Source organism: Paramylibacter ulvae (genome assembly GCF_014652655.1).
Lineage (GTDB): Bacteria > Pseudomonadota > Alphaproteobacteria > Rhodobacterales > Rhodobacteraceae > Amylibacter > Amylibacter ulvae.
Genome location: NZ_BMZF01000001.1, coordinates 123,050 through 147,296 on the forward strand (window position 1 = coordinate 123,050; position 24,247 = coordinate 147,296).

Annotated in this window: 28 protein-coding genes; 19 read left to right on the top strand and 9 right to left on the bottom strand. The window is 49.4% G+C overall.

Features of this window, described 5'->3' with window-relative positions:
* Nucleotides 1-58: 58 nt before the first annotated feature.
* Complete coding sequence (gene alaS / locus IE094_RS00675; RefSeq protein WP_189638652.1) at nucleotides 59-2,713, top strand: alanine--tRNA ligase; 2,655 nt, start codon at nucleotides 59-61, stop codon at nucleotides 2,711-2,713.
* 1 nt (nucleotide 2,714) lies between these two features.
* Nucleotides 2,715-3,008 (top strand): DUF1330 domain-containing protein, encoded by a 294-nt coding sequence (locus tag IE094_RS00680; protein ID WP_189638653.1) that lies wholly within the window; start codon nucleotides 2,715-2,717, stop codon nucleotides 3,006-3,008.
* 4 nt (nucleotides 3,009-3,012) lie between these two features.
* On the opposite strand, the gene IE094_RS00685 is transcribed toward IE094_RS00680, so the two are convergent.
* Nucleotides 3,013-3,468, bottom strand: coding sequence for an Lrp/AsnC family transcriptional regulator (locus IE094_RS00685; RefSeq protein ID WP_189639399.1), 456 nt, complete (start codon nucleotides 3,466-3,468; stop codon nucleotides 3,013-3,015).
* A gap of 114 nt (nucleotides 3,469-3,582) precedes the next feature.
* Between IE094_RS00685 and IE094_RS00690 the strand changes: the two genes are divergently transcribed.
* Nucleotides 3,583-3,789, top strand: a complete 207-nt coding sequence (locus tag IE094_RS00690; protein ID WP_189638654.1) for a DUF6356 family protein — start codon at nucleotides 3,583-3,585, stop codon at nucleotides 3,787-3,789.
* Here IE094_RS00690 and IE094_RS00695 read toward each other — a convergent pair whose 3' ends face one another.
* The 4 genes from IE094_RS00695 to IE094_RS00710 form a co-directional block, all read right to left on the bottom strand.
* On the bottom strand, nucleotides 3,790-4,125 hold the full coding sequence (locus IE094_RS00695; protein WP_189638655.1) for a DMT family transporter: 336 nt from the start codon (nucleotides 4,123-4,125) through the stop codon (nucleotides 3,790-3,792). It abuts the gene before it with no gap.
* 67 nt (nucleotides 4,126-4,192) lie between these two features.
* Nucleotides 4,193-4,822, bottom strand: a complete 630-nt coding sequence (locus IE094_RS00700; protein ID WP_308429178.1) for a YitT family protein — start codon at nucleotides 4,820-4,822, stop codon at nucleotides 4,193-4,195.
* Nucleotides 4,823-4,881: 59 nt separating this feature from the next.
* Nucleotides 4,882-6,090: an NADP-dependent isocitrate dehydrogenase gene (locus IE094_RS00705; RefSeq protein WP_189638657.1), complete on the bottom strand. Its 1,209-nt coding sequence runs from the start codon at nucleotides 6,088-6,090 to the stop codon at nucleotides 4,882-4,884.
* Nucleotides 6,091-6,179: 89 nt separating this feature from the next.
* Complete coding sequence (locus tag IE094_RS00710) at nucleotides 6,180-6,509, bottom strand: TfoX/Sxy family protein (protein ID WP_189638658.1); 330 nt, start codon at nucleotides 6,507-6,509, stop codon at nucleotides 6,180-6,182.
* Nucleotides 6,510-6,575: 66 nt separating this feature from the next.
* On the opposite strand from IE094_RS00710, the gene IE094_RS00715 reads away from it, so the two are divergent.
* The 3 genes from IE094_RS00715 (at nucleotide 6,576) to IE094_RS00725 (ending at nucleotide 9,022) form a co-directional block, all read left to right on the top strand.
* Entirely contained in the window at nucleotides 6,576-7,340 is a 765-nt protein-coding gene (locus IE094_RS00715) for an RNA methyltransferase (RefSeq protein ID WP_189638659.1), read from the top strand.
* A gap of 66 nt (nucleotides 7,341-7,406) precedes the next feature.
* Complete coding sequence (gene ctaA / locus IE094_RS00720) at nucleotides 7,407-8,543, top strand: heme A synthase (protein WP_189638660.1); 1,137 nt, start codon at nucleotides 7,407-7,409, stop codon at nucleotides 8,541-8,543.
* A 5-nt stretch (nucleotides 8,544-8,548) separates the two neighbouring features.
* Nucleotides 8,549-9,022 carry a hypothetical protein gene (locus IE094_RS00725; protein WP_189638661.1) on the top strand — a complete coding sequence of 158 codons (474 nt, stop codon included), beginning with the start codon at nucleotides 8,549-8,551 and terminating at the stop codon, nucleotides 9,020-9,022.
* 23 nt (nucleotides 9,023-9,045) lie between these two features.
* Here the strand turns inward: IE094_RS00725 and IE094_RS00730 are convergent, their stop codons facing one another.
* On the bottom strand, nucleotides 9,046-9,837 hold the full coding sequence (locus IE094_RS00730) for an enoyl-CoA hydratase (protein WP_189638662.1): 792 nt from the start codon (nucleotides 9,835-9,837) through the stop codon (nucleotides 9,046-9,048).
* Between the two features lie 45 nt (nucleotides 9,838-9,882).
* Between IE094_RS00730 and IE094_RS00735 the strand changes: the two genes are divergently transcribed.
* From IE094_RS00735 to IE094_RS00790, 12 genes are all read left to right on the top strand, one after another.
* Complete coding sequence (locus IE094_RS00735; protein WP_189638663.1) at nucleotides 9,883-10,305, top strand: PaaI family thioesterase; 423 nt, start codon at nucleotides 9,883-9,885, stop codon at nucleotides 10,303-10,305.
* 156 nt (nucleotides 10,306-10,461) lie between these two features.
* Entirely contained in the window at nucleotides 10,462-10,929 is a 468-nt protein-coding gene (gene rplM, locus IE094_RS00740) for a 50S ribosomal protein L13 (protein WP_189638664.1), read from the top strand.
* The gene (gene rpsI / locus IE094_RS00745; protein ID WP_099593548.1) at nucleotides 10,926-11,414 is read left to right on the top strand and encodes a 30S ribosomal protein S9; all 489 of its coding nucleotides are present in this window, start codon (nucleotides 10,926-10,928) and stop codon (nucleotides 11,412-11,414) included. The genes rplM and rpsI overlap by 4 nt, the downstream gene beginning before the upstream one ends.
* Before the next feature lie 147 nt (nucleotides 11,415-11,561).
* Nucleotides 11,562-11,945, top strand: coding sequence for a hypothetical protein (locus IE094_RS00750; protein ID WP_189638665.1), 384 nt, complete (start codon nucleotides 11,562-11,564; stop codon nucleotides 11,943-11,945).
* A 133-nt stretch (nucleotides 11,946-12,078) separates the two neighbouring features.
* Nucleotides 12,079-13,170 carry a hypothetical protein gene (locus IE094_RS00755; RefSeq protein WP_189638666.1) on the top strand — a complete coding sequence of 364 codons (1,092 nt, stop codon included), beginning with the start codon at nucleotides 12,079-12,081 and terminating at the stop codon, nucleotides 13,168-13,170.
* Between the two features lie 81 nt (nucleotides 13,171-13,251).
* A complete protein-coding gene (locus IE094_RS00760) occupies nucleotides 13,252-14,127 on the top strand; it encodes a lysophospholipid acyltransferase family protein (RefSeq protein ID WP_189638667.1) in 876 nt (291 codons plus the stop codon).
* Nucleotides 14,128-14,940, top strand: a complete 813-nt coding sequence (locus IE094_RS00765) for a glutamate racemase (protein WP_189638668.1) — start codon at nucleotides 14,128-14,130, stop codon at nucleotides 14,938-14,940. It begins immediately after the preceding gene.
* Nucleotides 14,941-14,993: 53 nt separating this feature from the next.
* Nucleotides 14,994-16,028, top strand: coding sequence for an N-acetyl-gamma-glutamyl-phosphate reductase (gene argC, locus IE094_RS00770; protein ID WP_189638669.1), 1,035 nt, complete (start codon nucleotides 14,994-14,996; stop codon nucleotides 16,026-16,028).
* Complete coding sequence (gene ccmE, locus IE094_RS00775) at nucleotides 16,028-16,471, top strand: cytochrome c maturation protein CcmE (RefSeq protein WP_189638670.1); 444 nt, start codon at nucleotides 16,028-16,030, stop codon at nucleotides 16,469-16,471. Before argC ends, ccmE begins: the two co-directional genes overlap by 1 nt.
* A 57-nt stretch (nucleotides 16,472-16,528) precedes the next feature.
* The gene (locus IE094_RS00780) at nucleotides 16,529-17,140 is read left to right on the top strand and encodes a holin-associated N-acetylmuramidase (RefSeq protein WP_189638671.1); all 612 of its coding nucleotides are present in this window, start codon (nucleotides 16,529-16,531) and stop codon (nucleotides 17,138-17,140) included.
* Nucleotides 17,131-17,646, top strand: a complete 516-nt coding sequence (locus IE094_RS00785; RefSeq protein ID WP_189638672.1) for a holin family protein — start codon at nucleotides 17,131-17,133, stop codon at nucleotides 17,644-17,646. Before IE094_RS00780 ends, IE094_RS00785 begins: the two co-directional genes overlap by 10 nt.
* Nucleotides 17,647-17,721: 75 nt before the next feature.
* On the top strand, nucleotides 17,722-18,498 hold the full coding sequence (locus tag IE094_RS00790) for an enoyl-CoA hydratase-related protein (protein ID WP_189638673.1): 777 nt from the start codon (nucleotides 17,722-17,724) through the stop codon (nucleotides 18,496-18,498).
* A gap of 58 nt (nucleotides 18,499-18,556) precedes the next feature.
* Here the strand turns inward: IE094_RS00790 and gltA are convergent, their stop codons facing one another.
* Nucleotides 18,557-19,852, bottom strand: a complete 1,296-nt coding sequence (gltA, locus tag IE094_RS00795; protein WP_189638674.1) for a citrate synthase — start codon at nucleotides 19,850-19,852, stop codon at nucleotides 18,557-18,559.
* A gap of 102 nt (nucleotides 19,853-19,954) precedes the next feature.
* Nucleotides 19,955-21,358, bottom strand: a complete 1,404-nt coding sequence (gene gltX, locus IE094_RS00800; RefSeq protein WP_189638675.1) for a glutamate--tRNA ligase — start codon at nucleotides 21,356-21,358, stop codon at nucleotides 19,955-19,957.
* A gap of 68 nt (nucleotides 21,359-21,426) precedes the next feature.
* Here gltX and IE094_RS00805 point away from each other — a divergent pair, with 68 nt between their 5' ends.
* On the top strand, nucleotides 21,427-23,511 hold the full coding sequence (locus tag IE094_RS00805) for a ComEC/Rec2 family competence protein (protein ID WP_229801947.1): 2,085 nt from the start codon (nucleotides 21,427-21,429) through the stop codon (nucleotides 23,509-23,511).
* Here the strand turns inward: IE094_RS00805 and lexA are convergent.
* Nucleotides 23,508-24,194: a transcriptional repressor LexA gene (gene lexA / locus IE094_RS00810; RefSeq protein WP_189638677.1), complete on the bottom strand. Its 687-nt coding sequence runs from the start codon at nucleotides 24,192-24,194 to the stop codon at nucleotides 23,508-23,510. The two genes, IE094_RS00805 and lexA, sit on opposite strands and share 4 nt — an antisense overlap.
* Nucleotides 24,195-24,247: the final 53 nt, after the last annotated feature.

Genomic DNA, 24,247 nt, shown 5'->3' on the forward strand with positions numbered 1-24,247 from the left:
TGGACAGCCCGCAATGCCTGCGCTAAACCGCATGAAACAACATCTACATGGGTAAATTATGGCCAGCCTGAACGACATTCGAAGCACATTTCTGGACTTTTTCCAATCTAACGATCACCGCATCGTGCCAAGCTCGCCATTGATCCCGCGAAATGATCCTACATTGATGTTCGTCAATTCAGGCATGGTACAGTTTAAAAATCTGTTCACGGGCCAAGAAACGCGTGATTACCAACGTGCAACCACCGCGCAAAAATGTGTGCGTGCGGGGGGTAAGCATAACGATTTGGATAACGTCGGATACACCGCGCGCCATCACACATTTTTCGAAATGATGGGAAATTTTTCGTTTGGTGACTATTTCAAGGAACAGGCCATTCCCATGGCTTGGGATTTGATCACCAAAGAATTTGGTATTCCAAAAGACAAGCTTTACGTTACCGTATATCACACGGATGATGAGGCCGCGAATATTTGGAAAAAATACGCAGGCTTGCCCGATGATCGCATCATTCGTATTGCAACGGACGATAATTTTTGGCGCATGGGGCCAACTGGTCCGTGTGGGCCGTGTACCGAAATTTTCTATGATCACGGCGATCATATCTGGGGTGGACCACCCGGATCACCAGAGGAAGACGGCGATCGTTTCATCGAAATTTGGAACGTCGTTTTCATGCAAAATGAACAGTTTGCAGATGGATCGCTGAAACCGCTGGACATGCAATCAATTGATACCGGCATGGGATTGGAACGTATGGCGGCCCTGTTGCAAGGCAGCCATGACAATTACGATACCGATTTGATGCGCGATTTGATCGAAGCATCGGCGCATGCAACGCATGTTGATCCTTATGGTGATCAAAATGTGCATCACCGCGTGATTGCCGATCATTTGCGTTCCACATCATTTTTAATCGCGGACGGTGTTTTGCCATCAAACGAGGGGCGCGGATATGTTTTGCGCCGCATTATGCGCCGCGCCATGCGCCATGCACATCTGTTGGGCGCAAAAGACCCCGTTATGCATCAATTGGTGCCCGCATTGGTGAAACAAATGGGACAGGCGTATCCTGAATTGTCCCAGGGCCAATCATTGATCGAAGAAACTTTATTGCTTGAAGAAACCCGTTTTAAAACCACTTTGGATCGTGGTTTGAAATTGCTGGATGATGAAACGGCTGGCATGGACAAGGGCGCGTCATTGGCGGGTGAAACGGCGTTCAAATTGTATGACACATATGGTTTCCCGCTCGATTTAACCCAAGACGCATTGCGCGAAAAGGGGATTGAGGTTGATACCGCTGGTTTTGACGCCGCGATGGATGAACAAAAGGCCAAAGCACGCGCAGCATGGGTAGGGTCGGGTGATGCAGCCGATGAAACCGTGTGGTTTGATATCGCGCAGGACAAAGGCACAACCGAATTTCTGGGCTATGACACCGAAATCGCAGAGGGTGAGATTGTTGCGATTGTGAATGCCGGTGCGGTGGTTGCCACGGCCAAATCGGGCGACGCAGTTGAAATCGTGTTAAACCAAACCCCGTTTTATGCGGAATCTGGTGGTCAAGTTGGCGATCAGGGTATCTTGAAAACAGACAGTGGCACAATTGAAATCACCGATACGCGCAAAAAGGCAGGCGTATTTGTGCATGTGGGGCAGGTGACAGAGGGTAACGTGAAAACAGGCGATGCGGCGGAATTGATCGTAGATCACGTTCGTCGTAGCGCCATCCGGGCCAACCATTCGGTGACACATCTGTTGCACGAAGCCTTGCGCGAAGCGTTGGGTGATCACGTGGCACAACGTGGTTCGTTGAACGCCTCCGATCGGATGCGTTTTGATTTTTCCCACACCAAGGCCATGACCGCCGATCAATTGACGCAGGTCGAGGACGAGGTAAACACCTATATCCGTCAAAATACGCCCGTGGAAACTCGGATTATGACACCCGATGATGCACGTGAATTGGGTGCGCAGGCATTGTTTGGCGAAAAATACGGCGACGAAGTGCGCGTGGTGTCGATGGGCACACAGGATGGTTCGGGCAAAGGCATGGACAAAAACACCTATAGCCTTGAACTATGTGGAGGTACGCATGTGGCGCGCACGGGGCAAATCGGCCTGTTTGTTCTGACTGCAGAGGCGGCATCGGCATCTGGTGTGCGTCGGATTGAGGGGTTAACAGGCCAGGCCGCATTGGATTATGTGCGTGGTCAGTCACAGTCATTGAGCCAAATCGCGACAACCTTGAAAGCACAGCCAAACGATATTGCTCCGCGTGTGGCGGCATTGTTGGACGAGCGTAAAGTGATGCAAAACGAAATTGCAGAGCTGCGCAAAGCGGTGGCAATGGGTGGATCAGGTGATGCGCAAAACGCCAAGGATATCAATGGTGTGCCGTTCTTTGCTCAGGTTCTAAACGATGTCCCGGGTAAAGATTTGCGCGGGTTGATTGACGAACATAAAAACCGTCTAGGTTCCGCTGCAATTTTGTTGATTTCAGATGCAGGTGGCAAGGCGGCGGTGGCCGCAGGTGTGACCGATGACTTAACCGCCAAAATTTCCGCCGTTGATATGGTCAAGGCCGCAGCGGGTGAATTAGGCGGCAAAGGTGGCGGTGGCCGCCCCGATATGGCACAGGCCGGTGGTGCAAGTGCCGCAAATGCAGACCAAGCGGTAGAGGCCGTTGAAAAATTATTGGAGAATTAAAATGCCAGCAGCTTATTGTATGGTGCAAATCAATGTGCACAACGCCGAAGAATACGCAAAATACGCCGAATTGGCTGGGCCAGCGGTGGCAAAATTTGGCGGCGAATTTTTGGCACGCGGTGGACGTTGTTTGACCAAAGAGGGGCCAGAACAATTGCGCAATGTGATTGTAAAATTCCCAGATTACGACACGGCTGTGGAATTTTACGAAAGCCCTGAATACAAAGAGGCGTTGGATTTTGCACTGGCCGATGGTGTTTCAACGCGCAACTATACGATTGTTGAGGGTGTATAACACATCAAACAGGCAGCGCAGTTGTTTCTTTCAACTGTTCCATCACAAAACTGGCGGAGACATCCGCCAGATTTACGCGCTTGATCAGGCGTTGGTAAAACCGATCATACCCGGCCATATCGCGCACTTGCGCACGGATTAAATAATCCAAATCGCCAGACATGCGATAAGCGCCCAAAATTTCGGGCATTTCGCGTGTTGCACGGGCAAATTCAGCGAGCCAGTCTGGTTCATGGCGATTGGTGCGCACGGATATAAACACGGATAACCCCAGATCAACCGATGCCGCATCCAATATCGCCACGCGTTGTTTAATCACCCCCGCAGTTTCCAGCGTTTTGATCCGCCGCCAACAGGCATTGCGCGATAATCCAACTGTCGCACCCAAATCATCCAGCGATTGCCCCGCATCACGTTGCAATTGCGCCAGTATTTTACGATCTAGTGTATCTATTTCCATAACATTGATTATATCATGGGATAAAATCCCATCAAGTGAATATTTTTCGTAAACTTTGGGATATGTTTTGCGCAAGGCTGAGTATTCTGTAGGAAATTCTACAGGAGCATCCAAATGATACGAAAAATTTTCCTAGACCACCCGCAATCCGTTGACGAAAGTTACCTTGAGCATTTCATGTTTGCATTGGGTTTTTCAATGAAACTGTTCGGTGCGGCGTTTGCGGCGTTGATCCATGCATTCGTGCCTGTGGCCTGTGAAAAAACAGCAAGCAAAACCGTGGCGACGCTATACGCGAAAACACATAATCGGGGTGCGTGATTAATGCAAATTTGTGCGTGAAAACACGTTGATCACCAAAACCCCAGCCATGATCAGCGCAAGCCCGACATAGGCAGGTGCATCAAGATGTTGTTTGAAAAACACCAAACCGATCAATGTGATTAACACAATGCCAAGCCCCGACCAGATCGCATAAACGATCCCGATGGGCATGTAATTGAGCGTGAGCGAAAGGAAATAAAACGCACCGGCAAAGCCGATCACAACCCCGATGCTGGGGTAAAGCTTGGTAAATCCTTCGCTGGCCTTCAAGCTGGCCGTGCCGCAGGTTTCAAAAACAACTGCAACGATAAGATAGACATAATGTATCGGCATGGCACAATCCTTTGAGGTGATGCGCCAGAGTTGAAGCAAATTAAGCGATGGGTCAAGCGCGATCAGTTTAGCGCCCGATGTATCGATCCTTGCGATGGTTCACACCGATTATCAAGTTGGGGATCAACGCACCCAAAACGGAGAGGGCGACCAAATTCGCATCTGCCAATATGAAAATCGCGAGGATAAACAGGATAAGGTCAAAGCCCATCTGGATCCAGCCCGCCTGTATGCCATATCGATCCTGCGCCCAAAGCCCGACAACACCAACACCACCAAGGGACGCACCGTGGCGAAAAAATACAACCAGCCCAAGCCCCGCGCAACACCCGCCCAGTACCGCGCCCAAAATCGGGTTGAGCGCATCAAATGAAACCAGATTTCCCATCTGATCCGCGCCAAAGGATACCATTAATACCGCGATGAATGTTTTGATTGTGAACCGCGCGCCAAGCCGCAGGTAACCAAAGATGTAAAACGGCAGGTTGATCACAAAGAAAATCAACCCAAATGAATAATCGCTGATATAGCTGAGCAAAACCGCAAGTCCCGCAGTTTGCCCCGTGATTAGGCCAAGGTGCGTTATAAATTGCATCGCAATCGACATGAGTAATGTAGCTAAAACAAAGGCCTGGACATCTTCATGCAGGCTATGATCGGTTTGTTTATGGGGTTCGTTCAGGGGCATTGTATTCATCCAAAAAGAAAGGGTCGCCGAAATCAGCGACCCTTCGTGTATTTCATCAAAGCAATGGTTTACATCGCTTTGTTCAGGTTCTCGTCGATTTTTTCCAAGAAACCTTCGGTTGTCAGCCAACCTTGATCCGGGCCAACAAGCAATGCCAAATCTTTGGTCATGTGGCCGCTTTCAACCGTATCAACGATCACTTTTTCAAGCGTGTTGGCAAAATCGGTCAGCTGTGTGTTGTTGTCCAATTTCGCGCGGTGCTTCAGACCACCAGTCCATGCGTAGATTGACGCGATAGAGTTGGTTGACGTTGCTTCGCCTTTTTGGTGCTGGCGATAGTGACGTGTCACAGTGCCGTGCGCGGCTTCTGCTTCTACGATTTTCCCATCGGGTGTCATCAACTGTGACGTCATCAGGCCAAGTGAACCGTATCCTTGGGCCACTGTGTCGGACTGCACATCGCCGTCATAGTTTTTACAAGCCCAAACATATCCACCAGACCATTTCAACGCGGCCGCAACCATATCGTCGATCAGGCGGTGTTCGTAATGGATGCCCTTTTTCTTGAACTCGGCCTCGAATTCGTTTTCGTAAACTTCTTGGAAGATGTCTTTGAAACGACCGTCATACGCTTTCAAAATTGTGTTTTTAGTGGACAGGTAAACAGGCCAACCAAGGTTCAAGCCATAGTTTAATGATGCACGTGCGAAATCATAGATCGACGCATCAAGGTTATACATGCCCATCGTGATACCAGAAGAGGGCGCGTCGAACATTTCGCGTTCAATGATTGTGCCATCGTTGCCCTCAAATTTCAGGGTCAGTTTACCCGCCCCTGGGAACAAGAAGTCGGTTGCTTTGTATTGGTCGCCATATGCGTGACGGCCCACAACGATTGGTTTTGTCCAACCTGGGACCAAACGCGGTACGTTTTTACAAATGATTGGCTGGCGGAAAATAACACCACCAAGAATGTTACGAATGGTGCCGTTTGGTGAACGGTACATGCGCTTGAGGCCAAATTCTTCGACGCGTGCTTCATCTGGTGTGATGGTCGCACATTTTACGCCTACGCCGTATTTTTTGATCGCTTCTGCCGCGTCCACGGTGATTTGGTCATTTGTGTCGTCGCGTGCTTCGATGCCAAGATCGTAATATTTCAGATCCAGATCCACGTATGGCAGGATTAGTTTGTCTTTGATAAATTGCCAGATGATGCGTGTCATCTCGTCGCCGTCAAGTTCGACGACTGGATTTTCTACTTTGATCTTGGTCATAGTAACCTCTGTTTTTGGAATCGGAATTGCGCGTTGTTTATCGTATAACGCCACGTAATGAAAGCGTGTATGCGAATGTATACCGAATGTTATTTGGCGGGCAGGTTCCCCACGAAATCAAGGGCTAGCCGCATCACTTGTCCGCGCCGTTCATCATCTGCCATTAAATGGGGGGCTACATCCACCATGCCACCCATTGGCCGGCCTGTGAATGCCATCGGGCTGACCCCTTCGATTTTCAATGCCTCTGCGTGATTATCCTTGCCCACGCGAAACATGCCACCACCCTTGTGCACACCGCACAGCATATTACCATTGAACATGAAACAGATGCCGCCGAACATCTTTTTCTCTTCCACACCTTGCAATGCGGTCAGATGATCGCGCAAAATTTGCGCCAGTCCTTCGTCATAGGCCATATCTGCCTCCTTGCCATCGCTTGACCCTAAATGTATCACGCGCATGGATAAATATGGAATGATTTAATGTCAGGTACAGATCACGCAAAGGATACGGGCTGGGGCGGGCCGCAACCGGTTTTTGTTTTGGTGGAGCCCCAGATGGGCGAAAACATCGGGGGCGCTGCGCGGGCGATGTGGAATTTCGGGCTGGAACATATGCGCCTTGTAAATCCACGCGATGGCTGGCCCAACCCCAAGGCCACCGCAATGGCCAGCGGGGCTGCGCGTGTTCTGGACAAGGTTGGGGTAACGGAAACCACCGCCGATGCATTGTCGGATATGAATTTCACATTCGCCACCACCGCACGTAGCCGTGATTTGACCAAGCCCGTCATGACACCCGAACGCGCAATGGAACATGCACGTGCGTTAATCGGGCAGGGGCAAAAGGTTGCCGTGATGTTTGGGCCCGAACGTTCGGGCCTTGCCAATGATGATATCGTGCAGGCCAATGCGCTGATTTCCGTGCCCGTGAACCCTGCATTTGCATCGCTCAATCTGGCGCAATGTGTATTGCTCACCGCATATGAATGGCGCCGTCAGGGCGATGCCACCCCGCCAGAGGTGGTCGAGCTGGCCGGTACAGATTTCGCCGAAACGATAGAGGTGCAAAAGCTGTTGGAACGTATGGAAACCGCGCTGCACGATGTGAACTTTTTCTGGCCAGAGCATAAGGCCGAAAGCATGATATTGACCTTGCGCAATATGATGTCGCGCATGCCTTTAACACAGGCCGATGTGCGCACATTTCACGGTATTATCAAAGCATTGGGTAAAAATAAGGACTAGGCGCGATTATCTGACGCTTGTCTGATTGAAAACAACCCCCTAAGTTTGCCAATAACGGAGGCAATCATGAGTAAACCACGTAGCATTTTTGAAGAGGTCGCAACCGACAAACCCGTGGCGAGCGCGCCAAAGGGTGGTCATATCGACGGGGGGCGCAATTCATGGCGCAAACCTGCATCAATTTGGATGCTGATCTTGTTTGCGATGGTTGTGTTGATGATTGTCGTGGGTGGATTGACGCGCCTAACCGACAGTGGGCTTTCAATTACCGAATGGAAACCCGTCACGGGTGCGATGCCGCCAATGAATGCGACAGATTGGGACAGCGAGTTTACCAAATACAAGGCAACGCCTGAATATCAACTGGTCAATCACGCAATGGAATTATCCGAATTCAAATTCATCTATTGGTGGGAATGGGGCCATCGCCAATTGGGGCGTTTGGTTGGGCTGGTCTGGGCCGTGGGGGCGTTGTTTTTCATCGCAACCAAACCCATTCCGCGGGGTTGGAAATTTCGGTTTTTGATCATTGGTCTGCTGGGTGGATTACAAGGATTCATTGGCTGGTGGATGGTTTCATCGGGGCTGACAGGGCGCATGGTTGATGTGGCGTCTTACCGATTGGCGACCCATTTGGGGCTGGCATTTATCATCCTTGGCACATTGATGTGGTTCGTATTTCAGTTGCGGCGAAATGAAATGGAGCTGTTCCAAGCGCGGCGAAACAGCGATACACGTACCGCTGGCTGGGCAAAAATCCTGTTGATCGCGGTGTTTGTCCAAATCATCCTTGGCGCATTGGTGGCGGGCATTGATGCGGGGCGTGGATATATCGATTGGCCGATGATGAACGGCGAATTTTTACCAAGCGAGAGTTTCGATTACGAACCGACATGGAAAAATTTCTTTGAAAACCCCGCACTGGTGCAATTCAACCACCGCATGTTGGGCTACGGCGTCATGGCGCTTGCGATTTTTGCGTGGTTCAAAAGCCGCGCTTCGGCGCTCACGGCCGTCAAAGGCGCGTTTAACGTCGTGATCGTCGCCATCATTTTGCAAATGATCCTTGGCATTACCACCGTATTATACGCAGCCCCTTGGCAAATCGCGATCCTGCACCAACTGGGCGCAGTTGCGGTTGTGTGCTTGATATTACGCGCATTGTTTGTGGCAGTTTATCCAGCGACGCAGAAGTTGCGGTGAGGGAGATGGCGTTTTCCAATCCAAAAGTATATCTAGAAAAACTGGCGAGGCCGCTTTTAGAACGATTTGAAAAGGAACCAAATTCTTACGAGCTGGCTGTTTCGTGCTCTATCATTCTCTATCATTATTGCGATGTTGTAGCTTACGTTCGAAATATCAAGCCTTATGTAGCAGCTAAACAGTTAACTGATAAGGTTTCAAATTTTGAAATAATAAGAGCTTTAGCCAATGCGGGTAAACACGTTGAACTTACTCATCACCCAAACAAAAATTTGCTCGGGCTTAAAGCTCAGGATTTACAAATCGGAAAAGGCGCTGCTTTTAGTGATGGCACGTTTTTTTCAGACGGTACTTCGTTTGACGATTCCCCCGATACGGTAATGGTAACAACGCCCGACGGAGAAACATACGATGTTCTATTGATATGTAATAATGTACTTGAAAACCTTGAAAAAGAAGTTGAGTTTTATGAAGTCTAGCATTCAACAGACTTTACTAACTATCACTGCTCCCATTTCGGCTCACGTTTCTCGATAAACGCGGCAATCCCTTCGGCGGTTTCTTGGTACATCATGTTTTGCACCATCACATCGGCGGCGTAATCGTATGCGGCATCAACGGGCATTTGGGCTTGGTTATAAAACGCTTGTTTGCCGATTTTTACCACCGAACCCAGCTTTGCCGCAACGGTTTGCGCCAATTCCATTGTCGCAGCGTCCAGATCATCATGCGCGACCGCACTATTGATTAGGCCGATTTTTTCTGCCTGTGCCGCGTCAATAAATTTTCCTGTGGTCAGCATTTCAAACGCCTGTTTGCGTGGCACATTGCGTGATAACGCCACCATTGGCGTGGAACAGAACAGGCCGATATTCACACCATTCACGCCAAACCGCGTATCATCCGCCGCCACCGCCATATCGCATGTCGCAACCAACTGGCATCCAGCGGCCGTGGCGATGCCATGTGCCTGTGCGATCACGGGTTGGGGCAGGGATTGGATGGTCAACATTAGCTTGGCACAGCGCGCAAACAGATCAGCGAAATAGGCCTTGCCGCCATCATCACCGCTGCGAGCGGCTGTCATTTCCTTGAGGTTGTGACCCGCGCAAAATGCCTTGCCCGCGCCGCGCAGGATCACCGCGCGAATTTTGGGATTTTGTGCGATGTCATCAAATGCATTTTGCAACGCCGCCAACATATCATCAGACAGCGCGTTTAATGATTTTGGCGTGTTCATCGTAAGGGTCGTAACGTTACCACTGTCTTGGCGTAACAAAATGTCTAGGCTCATGGGGAATTCCTCGCTATCACAATCGCAATAGAAAAAAGGTGGCATATGAAACCCGTAATGACAATCCAAGAGATGACAGATTTCTTGGCCAAAGTGTTCCCACAAATCGCCGCTGATTTTGAGATTATCCATATGGATGGTGAAACCGTTGATGTACGTATGAATGTTAAAGAGCAACATCTGCGTCCAGGCAATACGGTATCAGGCCCATCCATGTTTGCGCTGGCTGATGTGGCCTATTACATCGCAACGATGGCGCGGATCGGGCCAGAGGCGCTGACCGTCACCACCAATTGTTCCATTGATTTTATGCGCAAACCCGCCCCAACCAATATGATCGGCAAGGCGCGGGTGTTGAAAATGGGCAAAACCCTGTCTGTGGGGGATGTGATGTTATACAGCGAAGGCATAGATGAACCCGTGGCGCACGCAAACCTTACATATGCGATCCCGCCAGCGCGAAAATAGGGGTGAAAATTGGGGTATTATTATACCTATTTTCTATACCTTTGTTTTTAAACGGTTATTTGATGCAAATGCGCATTGACTGTGCATTTAAATCCCTTAAAAGCCCCATATCAGTTTCAAGCGCGATAACGCGCGACAAATCTATGGGAATGACTCATGAAAACTTTTTCAGCGACACCAGCTGATATTGATAAAAAATGGTTTATCATCGACGCCGAAGGCGTGGTGTTAGGCCGTTTGGCATCAATCATCGCTTTCCGCCTGCGCGGAAAACATAAACCAACATTCACACCATCAATGGATATGGGCGACAATATTATCGTTATCAATGCCGACAAGGTACAGATGACTGGTAAAAAACGCACAGACAAAATCCACTACTGGCACACTGGTTACCCAGGTGGGATCAAATCCCGCACTGCCGGCCAAATCTTGGAAGGTAAATTTCCAGAGCGCCTATTGGAAAAAGCCGTGCAACGCATGTTGCCAGGTGGCCCATTGAGCCGCAAACAGATGACAAACTTGCGCATCTACGCGGGCACAGAGCATGGTCACGAAGCACAAAACCCAGAAGTTCTGGACGTAAAAGCCATGAACCCTAAAAATACGCGGAGCCAATCATGAGCGACGATATCAAATCATTGGACGATCTGAAGGACGCAGTTGCAGAATCTGCAGTTGTTGTTGAAGAAACCATCAAACGCGAACCAGTGCGTGACGCATTGGGTCGTTCATATGCAACAGGCAAACGTAAAGATGCGGTTGCACGTGTATGGATCAAACCTGGTTCAGGTAAAGTGACCGTAAACGGCAAAGAGTTGAACAAATATTTTGCACGCCCTGTGTTGCAAATGATTTTGGCACAACCGTTTAGCGTTGCTGGCGTAACTGGCGAATTCGACGTGATGGCAACTGTTAAAGGTGGCGGTTTGTCTGGCCAAGCTGGCGCGGTTAAGCACGGCATTTCAAAAGCGTTGCAATTGTACGAACCATCATTGCGCGCACCATTGAAAGCGGCTGGGTTCCTGACCCGTGACGCACGTGTTGTTGAGCGTAAGAAATACGGTAAAGCCAAAGCGCGTAAGAGCTTCCAGTTCTCAAAACGTTAAGCTTTACACATTTTTTGGACAAGGGCTGGCGTTTCGCTGGCCCTTTTCTTTTGCAGTGGCGAAAAGATAAACCATGCCTTGGCGTTGCAATTTGGAATTATCTGGTGTCTAGTTTTTTCATTATTTTGGATAAGGGAATTGAATAAAATGGCATATTTCACAGTACTTTTTAGACGAGCAGTGATTGTGGCTATCGGTATGAATGCGGCAAACATTGCTGTTGCTGCAGATAAATATGACGGTGTTTATCGACCTGTAGGGCAAATGTTCGCGGGCTGGGACTGTACCACGATTGGACAGGATGGCGGGGCAATAGCAATCAAGAAAAATGTGGTTTATGGTATCGAAAACAATTGCAAACTTACAAATCCTGTAAACGTAAACGGTATGACCGCAACGTTGTATGACGCGAATTGTGCAGGTGAAGGCAACTCATGGCGCAGCCGCGTTATGATAATGAAAGCTGATTTTGGATTGTATTATATATCGGATCAGTTTGTCGCCAGTTGGCAAAATTGTCCGTCGCGCTAATCAAATTTGATGCGTTGTGTTGCTATGTAATGCTGCGTTTGGCGATGGGTCCCAATGGTTTTGCAGTAGCGAAAAGATGAGATTGGGGGTATAAACCCTTCAAAACAATAACAGACGCAGAGCGCATACAGGCATGATACACCTCCGTAAACGATTGCTGTGCATCATTGCACATGAACCGCTGTTCGAAATTTGCTATCCTATTTTAACGCGGCTGAAACAGCGCGATAATATCGATCTGGATGTGGTGATTTCGCGTCGCTTATTGCGGCTAGATCCCCGATTTCATGTTATTTTTCGCGAGCAGGGACTGACGCCAAAATCCATGGGGAGGTTGCGGTTGGAACTGGGTATGTTTGGCCGAATTTCACGCGCGGATGCGGTGCTGAGCCATGGTGATTTGTGGGCCAAGCCAAGCAAACACGGATTTCGCGATAAATTCGCAGCGCGGGTGAAAACGCAATCAATTTTCATTCAGCATGGTTTGTTACAACACCGTCTGAACTGGCGCGATGGCGATATGCCAAATGTGCGGTTTCATTCCGATAAATTGCTGTTGTGGGATCGGGTAAATCATTGGGAAAATTCGTTTTTAAGCGAAGACATCATGCCCAAAGCATCCATCATTGGGTTTCCTAAGAAAAGCCTGTTTCCCACCAAAAAATTCAGTGAAACATTCATGCAGTTTGCGCGAAAGTTTGAAAACCGAGTGTTGATTTGTTCAAGTTTTCATGAACATTGGCGGTTTGCAGCAATGGATCAGAAACGCTTTTACGCGGTTTTAGACGATTTTTGTACACGCAACCCCAAAACACTTGTGATCTATCGTCCGCATCGAGGGCGGCACAATAGTGCGGAAAAAATAGCAATGGATGCGATTTTAGCAAAGCATTTCAATATAGTAGTATCCGATCGTCATGCGGGTGATTTTAAATATTCCACCATTAATGATTGTTTAGAAATAAGCGACTTTTGCATTTCACACAGTTCCACTGCGGTGATGGACGCAGTTTATTTTGGTGTACCAACCGCCGTTTTGCAAAATCAATGGCCTACGTTGGAAATATTACCACAAATCAATAACTTGGGCGACATAGATAATTTTGTTAAATCATCAAAACAAGCGGAATATGCACGACAAAAGTTGGTGGAATATTACGGTGAAACAGACGCAAATCTGGATCGCGCGAGCGTCGCGATTGAAGAGTTTTTATCACAAACATGAAACGCGACAATAACAACCATGGTGTCATTGTTTTGTTACGCTACTGTTTTACCCAAGCACAATTAACAGTGGTGGCATCACATGGGTAAACATCAATCAATTGGTCGCGATATCAGTTACGCCAGTTCTGCACGATCGCGCGGTGGGCGTGCGTTTATTCGTACTTTTGAAAATCTGACAGGGCGACCCAAGCTAATTAAACGCGCACTGGGGTATGACATTGATGTGGCCAACGGCAAAGATTTCTGGCAGGTGATGATTGATCGCTACAACGTCAATCTGGATTTTGTTGGTGGCGGGTTGGATAAAATCCCCACATCAGGTCCTGTTATCGTTATTGCAAACCATCCATTTGGTATTTTGGATGGGCTGGTGTTGGGGCATTTGATGTCAAAAACCCGCCCGAATTTTCGCATTTTGGCAAATCATGTTTTCAACAAAAGTGCTGATTTGAACAAAATCCTCCTGCCGATCAGCTTTGATGGGACCAAAGATGCGGTTAAAGAGAATTTACGCACCCGCAAGAACGCCATTGAATATCTGAATCAAGGCGGATGCATTGGCATTTTCCCAGGTGGTACGGTTTCGACATCTGCGCGCCCAATGGGGCAGGCAATGGATCCCCAATGGCGCAACTTTACCGCAAAGCTGGTTCAAAAATCGGGCGCAACGGTTGTTCCGATTTATTTTGATGGATCAAACAGCCGCTTGTTTCAAATCGCAAGCCACGCCAATTACAACTTGCGCATGGCGCTTCTGATCCGCGAATTTAAAAAACGTATTCGGAAATCCGTGCCTGTGGTGATTGGTGATCCAATTGAACAACACACATTGGCAACATATCGTGATAATCCAACGGCAATGATGGAATTCCTGCGCAAAGCGACCTATAGCTTGTCGCCAACACCGTTGGGCAATTATGACCACGGTTTTGAATTCGAGGATCATTATCGTTAGATGCCTGTTGGGATTTTTGACAGTGGTTTGGGTGGGCTGACAGTTCACCAAGCAATCCAATCACGCCTGCCTGATCAACCTTTGGTCTATTACGGCGATAACGCTTTTGCGCCATATGGTGTGCGCGATGCGGATGATATTTTTCGCCTGACGTGCAATGCAACAGAACGGCTCTGGGACGAGGGGTGCGATCTGGTGATCTTGGCCTGTAACACGGCCAGTGCGGTTGCGTTAAAACGTATGCAGGAAACATGGCTGCCTGCCGATAAACGCGTGCTTGGCGTGTTTGTTCCGATGATCGAGGCCGTGACCGAACGCAATTGGGGCGACAATTCCCCGCCGCGCGAGGTGGACGTAAAGCAAGTGGCATTGTTTGCCACCCCCGCAACCGTGGCCAGCCGCGCATTCCAACGTGAATTAGCATTTCGCGCCATTGGTGTGGATATCGAGGCACAGCCTTGTGCGGGGCTTGTGGATGCGCTGGAAGACAATGATATGGAATTGGCCGAAGCCTTGGTCGATAGCCATGTCGCCGCGTTAAAGCGCCGTATGCCAAACCCACAGGCGGCGGTACTGGGTTGCACACATTATCCCATTTTACGCGATGTGTTTCAGGCAGCATTGGGCGATAAGGTTCAAGTTTACGCCCAAGGAACAATTGTCGCCAAAAGCCTTGCCGATTATTTGGGACGCCACCCCCATATGGCGGGTGATGGGCGCGATGGGCGTTTTTTGACCAGCGGTGATGCGGTGAAAGTATCCCTTGCGGCGACACGATTTTTGGGCAAGAAAATCACATTCCAAGCGGCCTGATTGCGCCGAGCGTAAAAATCGCATATTCCCGCTTTAAACACAGGATAAATCACATGGCACAGCCGAAAAATATCGCAATTCTTGGGGCTTCCGGTTACACAGGGGCTGAACTGGTGCGCTTGATCGCAACGCATCCAATGATGAATATTGTGGCGCTCAGCGGTGAGCGTAAGGCAGGCATGGAAATGCGCGATGTGTTTCCTCATCTGCGCCATCTTGATTTGCCGACCCTGGTAAAAATCGAGGATATCGATTTCACAGATGTTGATCTGTGTTTTTGCGCTTTGCCACATGCGACCAGCCAAGCCGTGATTAAAGAGCTTCCAAAAGATATGAAAGTGGTCGATTTGTCCGCCGATTTTCGTCTACGCGACCCAGAGGTTTACGCCAAATGGTACGGCGGTAAACATGATGCGTTGGATATTCAGGCCGAGGCGGTTTATGGTCTGACGGAGTTTTATCGCGACGATATTAAACGCGCGCGGGTTGTTGCTGGTACGGGCTGTAACGCGGCCACGGGGCAATATGCGCTGCGCCCATTGATTGCGGCAGGCGTGATTGATCTGGATGAAATTATCATTGATCTGAAAACAGGTGTCAGCGGTGCTGGCCGTTCGTTAAAAGAGGGTTTCTTGCACGCAGAATTGTCAGAGGGTGCGCACCCCTATGCCATCGGTGGCACGCATCGCCATCTGGCCGAATTTGACCAAGAGTTTAGCGCTATTGCAGGGCGCGAGGTAAAGGTGCAATTTACACCCAACCTGTTGCCTGCGAACCGCGGGATTATTGCAAATGTTTATGTACGCGGTGATGCGCAAACCATTTATGATACGCTTGCTGCGGCCTACGTCGACGAGCCGTTTGTAGAAATGCTCCCTTTTGGCGCGGCGCCAAGTACCCGCCATGTGCGCGGTTCCAATTTTTGCCATATCGGTGTGACCGGTGATCGTATCGAAGGGCGTGCGATTGTGATTGCCGCACTTGATAATCTGACCAAAGGATCATCAGGCCAAGCGATGCAAAACGCCAATCTGATGCTTGGTTTACCAGAGGAAATGGGCCTGCAAATGGCGCCGTTGTTCCCGTAATGGCGGTTGGTCTGAAAAAACGCCGTCGTGTTCAGTTAATCATCATCGGCTTTGTCTTGATGGCATTGGCAACTGTTGTGATTGGTTATGCCATGCGCGAGGGCATCGAATTTTTCCGAAGCCCAACGCAGGTGTTGGAAGAACGCCCAAAATCAAGCGAAGTGTTTCGCATTGGTGGGTTAGTCGAGGAAAACAGCCTGCGCCAATCCGATGAAACCTATTCATTTAGTGTGACCGACGGTGGTGCATCTGTGCCAATTTCATATCGCGGGATTTTGCCTGATCTGTTCGGTGAAGGGCAGGGCATGATTGGCACAGGGCGTTTGATCGGTGGAGTTTTCGTTGCTGACGAAATTTTGGCCAAGCACGATGAAAACTATATGCCCAAAGAGGTTGCAGATGCGCTCAAGGAACAGGGCGTTTACCGACCGAGCGGTGAATAGTTAAAATATTTAACTTTTGCGGGAATCCTTATCACACGGCGGGGTGATAGGTGAAAAATGCAAACTGTTGATGAAATTGCCAGGGAAATCGTTGCGCGTGAAGGTGGATATGTGAACGATCCGGATGATCCAGGCGGGGCGACAAAATATGGGGTTACCATCCATACCATGCGTCGATTGGGGCTGGACTTGGATCGCGATGGGGATGTTGATGCGCGTGATGTGCAAAAGCTGACCCGCGCACAGGCCGAAGATATTTTCAAAAAACATTACTACCAAAAACCACGGATTGATCAGTTGCCCCAACCGATACAGGCATCCGTTTTTGATATGTATGTCAACGCGGGGGGCAATGCGGTGAAAATTTTGCAACGCTTGTTGTGTGAATTTGGCGAAGATGTTGGCGTTGATGGTGCGCTTGGCCCGCAAAGCATTGGCGCAACAGCGCGGGTATTTGAACGCGCACCCGATCATCTGGTCGATGCCTATGGCATTGCGCGGCGTAATTATTATTACAAATTGGGTGATGGGCGCAAAGCATCGCGCAAATACGCGAACACACGCGCTGGAACCAAGGGTGGCTGGATTAAACGTGCCGAAGAATTCTTATCGCAGCGATATCATTTCAGTGCCACGCAACATTCACAGAGGATCGCAAAATGGGCTTGATTGGTAAAATTTTGGACGTGGGCAAGGCGGTTGAACGTGTAGGGCGTTCAGCAGAAAACATCACAGAGGTTTTTGTGCCCAACAAAACCGAAAAACAAAAACAAGAATATCAAAAATACCGCGCAAGCCTTGATCAATATGCACAGGAATTTGCGCTGGCGCCATTGGGGTTTTTCAACAGCTTTGTGAATGGGTTAAACCGTTTACCGCGCCCGATGCTCGCCTTTGGCACGATGGGGTTGTTTGTGTTTGCGATGGTTGACCCAAGCGCATTCACGCTGCGTATGGTCGGCCTGAACCAAGTGCCCGAGCCGCTTTGGTGGTTATTGGGTGCGATTGTGTCGTTCTATTTTGGAGCGCAGGAAATGCATCATTTTCGGGGGCGCATGGTGCAAGCACCGCAAAATTTATCATCAATGACAACATTTCTGCACGCGTCGTACGATACATCAGATGATCCAAATTATAACGCTGCGTTAGAGGATTGGCGGCGGTTGCAGAAATAGCCAAACAGATTTGACATTGCATCCTATATTGCGCCAACTGTGCGCAAAATACTGGCAGCACCAAAGGGAGCCGTTATGCAATATTCTGAAATCCTCTATGCGGTGGAAAATGACATCGCGACCATTACGTTGAATAAACCAGATGCGATGAACGGTTTGACCACGCAAATGCGCGCCGAGTTGTTGCACGCATTTCGCCGCGCCCCCAGTGAAGCACGCGTAATCGTTTATACCGGTGCAGGGCGTGGGTTTTGTTCGGGCCAAGATTTGGGCGATGCGGGTAGTGTCGAGGAAATCGAATTGGAAGGCACGCTTCGCGACGAATACGAACCATTGCTGCGTGCGATTTATGATTGCCCAGTTCCCACGATTGCGGCGGTGAATGGACCCGCCGCAGGGGCAGGTGCCAATTTGGCATTGGCCGCGGACGTGGTAATTGCGGCGCAAACGGCGGTGTTTATGCAGGCATTTACCCGTATTGGGTTGATCCCTGATGCGGGGGGCACATATTGGTTGCCCAGACAGGTTGGTTTTTCACGCGCCATGGGTGCCGCATTGTTTGCCGAAAAAATTGACGCAAAGCAGGCCGAGGATTGGGGCATGATTTGGCAAGCCGTCCCAGATGATGAATTCATGGATGTGGTGAATGCACGATCCCACCAATTGGCCACAGGCCCAACAGAGGCATATCGTTTGTTGAAAAAGGCGATGCGTCTGTCATTCGATCAAACATTAGATCAACAATTGGAATCAGAGGCACATCTGCAAGGCAAAGCAGGGCGCACACGTGATTTCAAAGAGGGTGTGATGGCATTCTTGGAAAAACGATCCGCGAAATACGAGGGGCGTTAACCGTCACGGTTATCCAACGTAAAAGGCCGCTGAATTTCAGCGGCCTTTGTTTTTGTGATTAGCGTTTCGCCAAATCGACGTAATCGCGGTTTGTTGCACCTTGGTACAACTGGCGCGGACGACCGATTTTCAATTTTGGATCGGCGATCATTTCTTGCCACTGTGCAATCCAACCAACGGTGCGCGACAATGCAAAGATTGGCGTGAACATTGATGTTGGGAAACCCATGGCCGACAGGATGATACCAGAATAGAAATCCACATTTGGATAGAGCTTCTTCTCTACGAAATAGGGGTCTTCTAATGCGATACGTTCCAGCTCTTTGGCGACCTTCAACGTTTCGTTATTTTCGATACCAAGCAAGCCCAACACTTCGTCAGCGCTTTCTTTCATCACTTTGGCGCGTGGGTCAAAGTTTTTGTAAACGCGGTGACCAAAGCCCATCAAACGGAAAGGGTCATTTTTGTCTTTGGCGCGTGCGACGTATTCTGGAATACGATCAACAGTACCAATTTCCTTGAGCATTGTAAGTGCTGCCTCGTTTGCGCCGCCATGTGCAGGGCCCCACAAACAGGCGATGCCCGCTGCGATACATGCAAATGGGTTCGCACCAGAGGAACCGGCCAAACGCACAGTAGATGTCGATGCGTTTTGTTCGTGATCTGCGTGCAATGTGAAAATACGATCCATTGCTTTGGACAGGATCGGGTTCACAACATAATCTTCGGCAGGAACTGCAAAACACATGCGCAAGAAATTGGACGCATAATCCAGATCATTGCGTGGTGAAACAAACGGTTGCCCCACAGAATATTTATATGCATACGCCGCAATGGTTGGGATCTTGGCGATCATGCGAATGGATGCGATTTCACGTTGTTTAGCATCGGAAATATCGGTGCTGTCATGGTAAAACGCAGACAGCGCTCCAACCACACCACACATAATCGCCATTGGATGCGCATCACGACGGAAACCACGGAACAGGTGCTGCATCTGATCGTGCAACATCGTGTGGTTTGTTATTTTGTCTTCAAATGTTTCAAGTTCAGTTGCCGTTGGCAGTTCACCATAAAGAAGCAAATAACATACTTCCAAATAATGCGACTGATCCGCCAGTTGATCAATTGGATAACCGCGATACAACAATTCACCTTTGCCACCGTCAATATATGTGATCGTTGAATCACATGACGCGGTGGATGTGAAACCGGGGTCATAGGTGAACACACCAGCCTGACCATACAGTTTTGTAATATCCAAAACATCTGGTCCCGCAGATGGTGAATAGATTGGCAGATCAACCTTGTTATTATCAATTATTAATGTAGCAGAGCGTTCTTTGTCGGACATATTAAACCTTCCCTTTTATCTGGGCACCAGGCGTGCCCGCATCCATTCCATCGTCGACTAGAATACGCGTCCCTTGCGTAACCGTCCCACAGCCTGTTGGTGCTATGTGGAACTTTCCTCCAGTCGTGCGATGGTTTCATCACGACCAAGTAACAACATCATGTCAAAAACAGATGGCGATACTGTCTTGCCTGATAAAGCGGCACGTATTGGCTGTGCCAGCTCACCAAGTTTCAAATTTTCACTCTCGGCGAATGTCTTTGAAGCTTGCATCAAGCTTTCATGGTTCCAGCTAGCATCTTGTATCGCGGTGGTCAATCCATTCAGTATACGTTTGGATACTGAATCAAGGATTTCTACTGATTTTTCGTCCTTTTCAATTGGGCGCTGCGACAATATGAACGCAGCCTTTTCCAAAACATCAGGTAGCTTTTTCGACCGTTCGCGCAAATAGGGCATCGCGCGTTTCAAATCATCAATTTGTGAATCCGATAACATCGGAATGTTCGCCGCACTCATATATCCCAACACCGCATCGGTCAGCGCCTGATCGCTCGCTATTTTGATGTGATGGGCGGAAACATTATCCAGCTTTTTAAAATCCAATCGCGATGGCGATTTGCCCATGCCGTTAAAATCAAACCACTCAATTGCTTGCTCGGTGCTAAACAATTCATCATTGCCGTGGCTCCATCCCAGACGGGCCAAATAATTGCGCATCGCTTCGGGCATGTAACCCATCGCCGCGTATTCTTCGACACCTGTCGCACCGTGACGTTTGGACAGCTTTTTGCCATCTTCGCCGTGGATCAAGGGGATATGGGCAAACACGGGAATATCCCATCCCATCGCTTTGTAAATCAAACTTTGGCGCCCAGCGTTGATCAAATGATCGTCGCCGCGAATAACATGGGTCACGCCCATATCGTGATCGTCAACCACAACGGCCAGCATATATGTGGGCGTGCCATCGGATCGTAACATGATCAGATCATCAAAACTGCTCGCGGCCCAAGATACCTTTTTTTGCACCATGTCTTTGATTGCGACGCCGCCTTCGCGTGGGGCGCGCAGGCGAATGACGAATGGCGCATCGGGGTGATCCGCAGGATCAGCATCGCGCCATGGGCTTGAGAACGGATTTTGATGTCCGTCTTCGCGGGCCTGTTCACGATATTCTTCGATTTCTTCCTTGGTGGAAAAACATTTATATGCGCTTCCATTTGCCAGCATTTCATTAGCCACGGCGCGGTGACGTTCTGCGCCCGCAAATTGGCTGGTTGGTTCTTCGTCCCATTCAAGCCCAAGCCACGCCAAACCATCAAGAATCGCCTGTGCGGCGGCAGGGGTGTAACGCTCACGATCCGTATCCTCTATCCGCAGCAAAAACTTACCACCCTTTGCGCGTGCATAAAGCCAGTTAAACAACGCCGTGCGCGCACCACCGATATGCAAATAACCAGTGGGTGATGGGGCGAAACGGGTGACGACCTGTGGGGTGGACATGGAATATTAACCTCTTGGAAACCAACGTGAGTGTAGCATTTCCTTGTCTTTAGGCAATTGACGCAAAGGTGACAAGTGATGTGAACGCGCTGGGAATAATATCCGAAATCGCGGCGCAGCGTAATCGCGCGCTTTTGTGGTTTCCCGTCTGTTTGGGCATTGGGATATACATCTATTTTTCGCTGATGGTTGAACCGACATTCATGTTTGTTCAAGGGCTGTGTATTGCCGCAATCGTTGGCGCGTGTTTGGGCTGGGTCTGGCAACATCCGCTGCGCTGGGTCATCTTTGTATGCGTCTGGATTGTGATTGGGTTCCTTTTGGGAAGCCTTCGCGCACATTCCGTTGCAGCACCTGTTCTGGGTTGGCGTTATTATGGGGCAATAACGGGACAGGTGGTGGCGATTGATCGATCGTCTAGCAATAAACAACGCATCACGCTGGCCGTCGATCGTATGGGGAAAATATCCAAACCGCGCACCCCCAAATATGTACGCGTGTCACTACATTCCAAGGATGATAATTACGTACCCGAAGCGGGCGATGTTATCAGCGTGATCGCCAATGTCACGCCACCATCAGCGCCGAGCGAACCCTATGGATTTGATTTTCAACGCCGCTCTTGGTTTCACCAATTGGGCGCGGTGGGATATTCGCGCAAACCCGTTGATATTTTGGATCGCGGAAATGGGCGCGGATTTCACCACCGTGTGTTTCAAACGCGTATGGCGATATCAGCACATATTCAATCACGTGTGAATGGCGGTGCGGGTGCGTTTGCATCGGCGATTTTGACGGGGAATCGTGCCAATATCGACCCCGCGGATTTACGCGCCTTACGAAAATCAAACCTTGCCCATTTGCTGGCAATTTCGGGTCTACATATGGGGCTGTTAACCAGTGTGGTTTTTGCCATTGCGCGCTATTCTCTGGCACTTTGGCCTTGGTTAAACCTGCGGATCAAAACCAAAAAAATCGCAGCGATATTGGCATTGCTGGCGGGGGCAAGCTATCTAATGTTGTCAGGATCTGCGGTGGCAACGCAACGCGCATTTATAATGGTATCTGTCATGTTGATCGCGATCTTGCTTGACCGCCCCGCCATATCATTGCGTGCGGTGGCGATGGCGGCGGTGATCATATTGGGGCTTTGGCCCGAAAACTTGATGGAACCTGGGTTTCAGATGTCATTTGCAGCGACCATCGCATTGATTGTCTGTTTTGATGGGCTGAAACATATTCCATTTTGGCGTGCGATGGGGCGTGGTGGAATGCGGTTTTTGCAACCCGTATTGGGGTTGTTAATTTCATCCTTGGTGGCGGGCTTTGCGACCGCACCATTTGCGGCCTATCATTTTAATCAGGTCGCGCATTATGGTTTGATAGCCAATATGTCCACCTTGCCAATCATGGGGATGATCGTGATGCCATCGGCGGTGATGGCCGCGATTTTGACACCCATCGGTTTGGACGGGGTGCCGTTTTGGATCATGGGGCTGGGGATTGATTGGATATTATCCGTGGCCAATTGGGTGTCCAATTTACGTGGTGCGGTGTCGCGTGTGCCCGACGCAGGGCCATATGCATTACCCTTCATTGCGATTGGCGCTGTCTTTATCATTATGTTTTCGAAAACTTTGCGCATCTTTGGCCTAACTGCATGCCTGTGTGGTGGATTATTTTGGAAAATTGCACCGCGCCCTGATATTTTGGTGTCCCATGATGGGCGTCTTGTTGGCGCGATGTCTCCGCAGGGACGGATGTTAAACCGCAAACGGGGCAGTGGTTATGCCGCCACAAACTGGTTGGAAAATGATGGTGATCTGCGCACGCGCCAAAATACGCTTATATCGGGTGATCCGGATCTGATTTATTACACGCTGGCGGGGCAAAAAATCACGTATCTTTGGGATACAAAATCCACCTTTGAACAATTGGAGGGGCATTGCGATAGGGCGGAAATCGTTTTGGCACCCAAATGGAAAGAGGATGCGCCAAAGGGGTGCCAATTTTTCGGCTATTACGATTTTCGTGATATGGGCGCATTGTCGTTTCAGAACAAAAACGGTGTGCTCAATGTAAAAACCGCACGCCAATCGGTTGGCATGCGGGTTTGGAATAATCAACAGCGCGGGTTTAAGCGCAGAAATTAATAGGTGCGAATCAACCCCACCAAACGCCCCTGAATTTTCACCTGATCATCGCGATAAACGCGGGTTTCATAGGCAGGGTTCGCAGCCTCTAGCGCGATGGCAGAGCCGCGTTTGCGTAAACGTTTTAGCGTGGCTTCTTGATCTTCGACCAATGCCACAACAATTTCACCGTTATCCGCATCCGATTGTTCATTGATTACCACGATATCACCATCGTTGATACCAGCATCAATCATTGAATCACCCTTCACCTCTAGCGCGTAGTGACGCCCAGCGTTGCGTAACATGTCGCTGGGAACGGACACGTTATTGGCAACCTGTTGGATCGCCTCGATCGGGGTACCCGCCGCAATGCGCCCCATCACGGGCAGGTTCATGGCATGAACAGCCTCAATCGGTAATGCGGCGGCGGGTGGTGTTGCACCACTTCCTTCAATAACGCGGGGTTGGAAACCACCACCATCCATGCTTTCGGGAAGGCGCATAATTTCAATGGCACGGGCGCGATGGGGCAGGCGACGGATAAATCCGCGTTCTTCCAATGCGGTGATCAGACGGTGAATGCCCGATTTAGAACGTAAATCAAGCGCCTCTTTCATTTCATCAAAACTGGGCGGAACGCCATCTTTTTTCAGACGTGTGTGGATAAATTCAAGCAAATCCAGTTGTTTACGTGTTAACATTGTTGCGCCTCACCCTGTTATGTATCTGTTATGTTCTACTCTGTTCTATAAGC

Excerpts from the sequence above, each read along its gene's own strand:
- IE094_RS00760 (WP_189638667.1), top strand. The coding sequence starts at position 13,252 with ATGGGTAAACATCAATCAATTGGTCGCGATATCAGTTACGCCAGTTCT.
- gltX (WP_189638675.1), bottom strand. The coding sequence starts at position 21,358 with ATGTCCACCCCACAGGTCGTCACCCGTTTCGCCCCATCACCCACTGGT.
- IE094_RS00780 (WP_189638671.1), top strand. The coding sequence starts at position 16,529 with ATGCAAACTGTTGATGAAATTGCCAGGGAAATCGTTGCGCGTGAAGGT.
- IE094_RS00790 (WP_189638673.1), top strand. The coding sequence starts at position 17,722 with ATGCAATATTCTGAAATCCTCTATGCGGTGGAAAATGACATCGCGACC.
- IE094_RS00725 (WP_189638661.1), top strand. The coding sequence starts at position 8,549 with ATGGCGTTTTCCAATCCAAAAGTATATCTAGAAAAACTGGCGAGGCCG.
- IE094_RS00785 (WP_189638672.1), top strand. The coding sequence starts at position 17,131 with ATGGGCTTGATTGGTAAAATTTTGGACGTGGGCAAGGCGGTTGAACGT.
- lexA (WP_189638677.1), bottom strand. The coding sequence starts at position 24,194 with ATGTTAACACGTAAACAACTGGATTTGCTTGAATTTATCCACACACGT.
- ctaA (WP_189638660.1), top strand. The coding sequence starts at position 7,407 with ATGAGTAAACCACGTAGCATTTTTGAAGAGGTCGCAACCGACAAACCC.
- gltA (WP_189638674.1), bottom strand. The coding sequence starts at position 19,852 with ATGTCCGACAAAGAACGCTCTGCTACATTAATAATTGATAATAACAAG.
- rplM (WP_189638664.1), top strand. The coding sequence starts at position 10,462 with ATGAAAACTTTTTCAGCGACACCAGCTGATATTGATAAAAAATGGTTT.
- IE094_RS00715 (WP_189638659.1), top strand. The coding sequence starts at position 6,576 with ATGTCAGGTACAGATCACGCAAAGGATACGGGCTGGGGCGGGCCGCAA.
- alaS (WP_189638652.1), top strand. The coding sequence starts at position 59 with ATGGCCAGCCTGAACGACATTCGAAGCACATTTCTGGACTTTTTCCAA.
- IE094_RS00735 (WP_189638663.1), top strand. The coding sequence starts at position 9,883 with ATGAAACCCGTAATGACAATCCAAGAGATGACAGATTTCTTGGCCAAA.
- IE094_RS00750 (WP_189638665.1), top strand. The coding sequence starts at position 11,562 with ATGGCATATTTCACAGTACTTTTTAGACGAGCAGTGATTGTGGCTATC.
- argC (WP_189638669.1), top strand. The coding sequence starts at position 14,994 with ATGGCACAGCCGAAAAATATCGCAATTCTTGGGGCTTCCGGTTACACA.
- IE094_RS00710 (WP_189638658.1), bottom strand. The coding sequence starts at position 6,509 with ATGGCCTATGACGAAGGACTGGCGCAAATTTTGCGCGATCATCTGACC.
- IE094_RS00695 (WP_189638655.1), bottom strand. The coding sequence starts at position 4,125 with ATGCCGATACATTATGTCTATCTTATCGTTGCAGTTGTTTTTGAAACC.
- IE094_RS00680 (WP_189638653.1), top strand. The coding sequence starts at position 2,715 with ATGCCAGCAGCTTATTGTATGGTGCAAATCAATGTGCACAACGCCGAA.
- IE094_RS00705 (WP_189638657.1), bottom strand. The coding sequence starts at position 6,090 with ATGACCAAGATCAAAGTAGAAAATCCAGTCGTCGAACTTGACGGCGAC.
- ccmE (WP_189638670.1), top strand. The coding sequence starts at position 16,028 with ATGGCGGTTGGTCTGAAAAAACGCCGTCGTGTTCAGTTAATCATCATC.
- IE094_RS00700 (WP_308429178.1), bottom strand. The coding sequence starts at position 4,822 with ATGAATACAATGCCCCTGAACGAACCCCATAAACAAACCGATCATAGC.
- IE094_RS00685 (WP_189639399.1), bottom strand. The coding sequence starts at position 3,468 with ATGGAAATAGATACACTAGATCGTAAAATACTGGCGCAATTGCAACGT.
- IE094_RS00755 (WP_189638666.1), top strand. The coding sequence starts at position 12,079 with ATGATACACCTCCGTAAACGATTGCTGTGCATCATTGCACATGAACCG.
- IE094_RS00690 (WP_189638654.1), top strand. The coding sequence starts at position 3,583 with ATGATACGAAAAATTTTCCTAGACCACCCGCAATCCGTTGACGAAAGT.
- rpsI (WP_099593548.1), top strand. The coding sequence starts at position 10,926 with ATGAGCGACGATATCAAATCATTGGACGATCTGAAGGACGCAGTTGCA.
- IE094_RS00730 (WP_189638662.1), bottom strand. The coding sequence starts at position 9,837 with ATGAGCCTAGACATTTTGTTACGCCAAGACAGTGGTAACGTTACGACC.
- IE094_RS00765 (WP_189638668.1), top strand. The coding sequence starts at position 14,128 with ATGCCTGTTGGGATTTTTGACAGTGGTTTGGGTGGGCTGACAGTTCAC.